Source organism: Ideonella lacteola, from assembly GCF_038066555.1.
Lineage (GTDB): Bacteria > Pseudomonadota > Gammaproteobacteria > Burkholderiales > Burkholderiaceae_C > Ideonella > Ideonella lacteola.
The window spans coordinates 1-2,442 of record NZ_JBBUTG010000071.1; the positions used below are offsets into that span (position 1 = coordinate 1).

At 67.5% G+C, this 2,442-nt stretch carries 3 protein-coding genes; all 3 read right to left on the bottom strand.

Annotated elements, in window-relative coordinates:
• Positions 1 to 33 precede the first annotated feature (33 nt).
• The 3 genes from tnpC to AACH06_RS30050 all read right to left on the bottom strand — a co-directional run bounded on the left by tnpC (position 34) and on the right by AACH06_RS30050 (position 2,364).
• Positions 34 to 1,581 (bottom strand): IS66 family transposase, encoded by a 1,548-nt coding sequence (gene tnpC, locus AACH06_RS30040; RefSeq protein ID WP_341429513.1) that lies wholly within the window; start codon positions 1,579 to 1,581, stop codon positions 34 to 36.
• A 64-nt stretch (positions 1,582 to 1,645) separates the two neighbouring features.
• Positions 1,646 to 1,981 (bottom strand): IS66 family insertion sequence element accessory protein TnpB, encoded by a 336-nt coding sequence (gene tnpB, locus AACH06_RS30045; RefSeq protein ID WP_341429514.1) that lies wholly within the window; start codon positions 1,979 to 1,981, stop codon positions 1,646 to 1,648.
• Positions 1,978 to 2,364: a transposase gene (locus AACH06_RS30050; protein ID WP_341429515.1), complete on the bottom strand. Its 387-nt coding sequence runs from the start codon at positions 2,362 to 2,364 to the stop codon at positions 1,978 to 1,980. The genes tnpB and AACH06_RS30050 overlap by 4 nt, the downstream gene beginning before the upstream one ends.
• Positions 2,365 to 2,442: the final 78 nt, after the last annotated feature.

Here is a 2,442-nt window from a genome sequence, read left to right on the forward strand (position 1 = left end):
GGGAACACATATTGACCGAGGCGGAGCGTTCGGTCAGATAGCTGGCACCCAGTGGTGCGGCAGCAGTTCGCCGATGTTGCAGGCCCGTTGCGTAGGCAGCCTCTGCAGGACATCCTTCAAATAGGCGTACGGGTCATGCCCGTTGAGCTTGGCTGACTGGATCAGGCTCATGATGGCCGCGGCACGCTGCCCGGCCAGCAACGTCCCGGCGAACAGCCAGTTCTTGCGCCCCGTGGCCCAGGGACGGATTTGCTGTTCATCATGGTTGTTGTCGATGGGCAGCGCCGGGTCGTCCAGGTAGCGCGTGAGCGCCGCCCAGCGGTTGAGGCTGTAGTCGATGGCTTTGGCCGTGGCGGTGCCGTCCGTGATTTTGCCGCGCTGCGCAAGGAGCCAGTCATGCAGCGCCTTGGCGATGGGCGCTGCGCGTGTTCGTCGCACGTGCAGCCGCTGCTGTGGGCCGAGCAGTTTTGCCTCGCGCTCGATGCCGTACAACTGGCCGATGAGGTCGATGGCCGCCGCCGCGATGGTGCTCTTGTTGGCCTCGTGGAGCTCGACGAACTTGCGCCGCGCGTGCGCCATGCAGCCGGCCTCGGTCACGCCCAGCGCGAAGCTGGCCTTGTAGCCGGTGTAGTCGTCGCACACGAGACTGCCGCGCCAGTCGCCGAGGAAGGCCCTGGCGTGCTCGCCAGCTCTGGACGCGGTGAAGTCGTAGACGACCGCACGCAAGGGCCCGAACGCACCCGCAGCATAGGCCCACAGGTAGGCGCGATGGGTCTTGCCGCTGCCAGGAGACAGCATGGCCACCGGCGTCTCGTCGGCATGCACGACCGGGCAGGCCAGGAGGTGTGCCTTCAGCGCATCGACCAGCGGCTGCAGGCGCAGGCCACAGACACCGATCCAGGCACCCAAGGTCGAGCGCGGCAGCGCAACGCCAGCGCGGCCGAAGATGGCTTCCTGGCGGTACAGCGGCAGATGGTCCGCGTACTTGGCGACCAGCACCTGTGCCAGCAGCCCTGACGTGGGAATGCCCTTGTCGATGATCTCGGCCGGGACCGGTGCCTGGGTCAGCGTGCGGCACTGCGCGCAGGCCCACTTGCCGCGGATGTGGCGCTCGACGGTGAACACGCCCGGTGTGTAGTCCAGCTTCTCGCTGATGTCCTCGCCGATGCGCTTGAGCGCACACCCGCACGCGCAGGTGGTGTTGTCGGGTTCGTGGCGGCGGTCGATGCGCGGCAGGTTCGGCGGCAAGGCTGTGCGCTTGGGGCGCTCGCCAGGCGCTGCCAGCGGTCTCTTCTTGCCCAGCAGCTCCTGGAGCTGTGCCTCGGCCGCGGCGATGTCGGCATCTAGGGCCTCGTCGAACAGCGCACGTTGTTCGACATCGAGCTGCTCGCTCTGCTTGCCGAACTTCAGGCGCCGCAGCTGGGCGATCTCGAACGAGAGCTTCTCCAGCTTCGCGTCACGCCGGTCGATCTCCCGCCGGTCATGTTCAATGCGGCGAAGCAACTTGGCGCCGATCTCGCCAAGACCCGCCGCTTGCAGCGCAGCGAGTTCTTCGGCGGAGATGGGCGGGTCTGCAAGCATTGCAGACCAGTGTGCGCAGCACCAGGCGCGCTGACCATCGGCGCTCGCACCGATTGCCTTGGGCTCAGGTCAGGCCGATCACGCCGGCCTCGCCGACGCGCTGCCAGGGCAGACCCAGCACCAGGGCATCGAGCTGCTCGCGGGTCAGGGACTGCGGCGCGCCGCAGCCGCCGCCGGGCCAGGTGAAGCGCCCTTGATGCAGCCGGCGCGCGGCCAGCCAGATGCCGATCCCGTCATGCACAAGCACCTTCAGCCGCGTGGAGCGCTTGTTGGCGAAAACATAGGCGTGGTGCGGTCGAGCTGAGCCGAAAACCTGCACCACCCGTGCCAGCGTCGCGTCGGTGCCGGCGCGCATGTCCAGCGGCTGGGTGCACAGCCAGACCGCGTCCACACGGATCATCGAAGCCAGTCCCTCAGCCAGGCGGCGCAGTCCCGGGCGGCAGCGGCGGGCCAGACGAGCTTGATGACGGTGCCAGCGCGATGCAGTTCGATGCGAATCTCGCCGTCGATAGTCGGCGCGGGCAATGCCAGCGGGATGAAGGTCGGCGCCGGCATCGACGCTGGCTCGGGCTCGGGGGCTGCGCTTGGCGGCGGCGCCATGACCTTGTGCTCGGCGTCGATGACCCACTTGCGCAGCATATTGGCGTTGAGGCTGTGCGCCAGTGCCACGGCCGCAATGGACACACCGGGCCTGAGGCACTCTTCGATGACCGCCGCCTTGAACTCCGCCGTGTGCCGCCGCCGACGCCGCCGGCCCATCAGATCGACCCCATAAGTGTTCACGTGTCCGACTCCTTCTAAGCGGACAGATGTTCACTACCAGGGCGCTGTCAGATCAACATGTGTTCCCTGGCTGCTTAC

Excerpts from the sequence above, each read along its gene's own strand:
- tnpC (WP_341429513.1), bottom strand. The coding sequence starts at position 1,581 with ATGCTTGCAGACCCGCCCATCTCCGCCGAAGAACTCGCTGCGCTGCAA.
- tnpB (WP_341429514.1), bottom strand. The coding sequence starts at position 1,981 with ATGATCCGTGTGGACGCGGTCTGGCTGTGCACCCAGCCGCTGGACATG.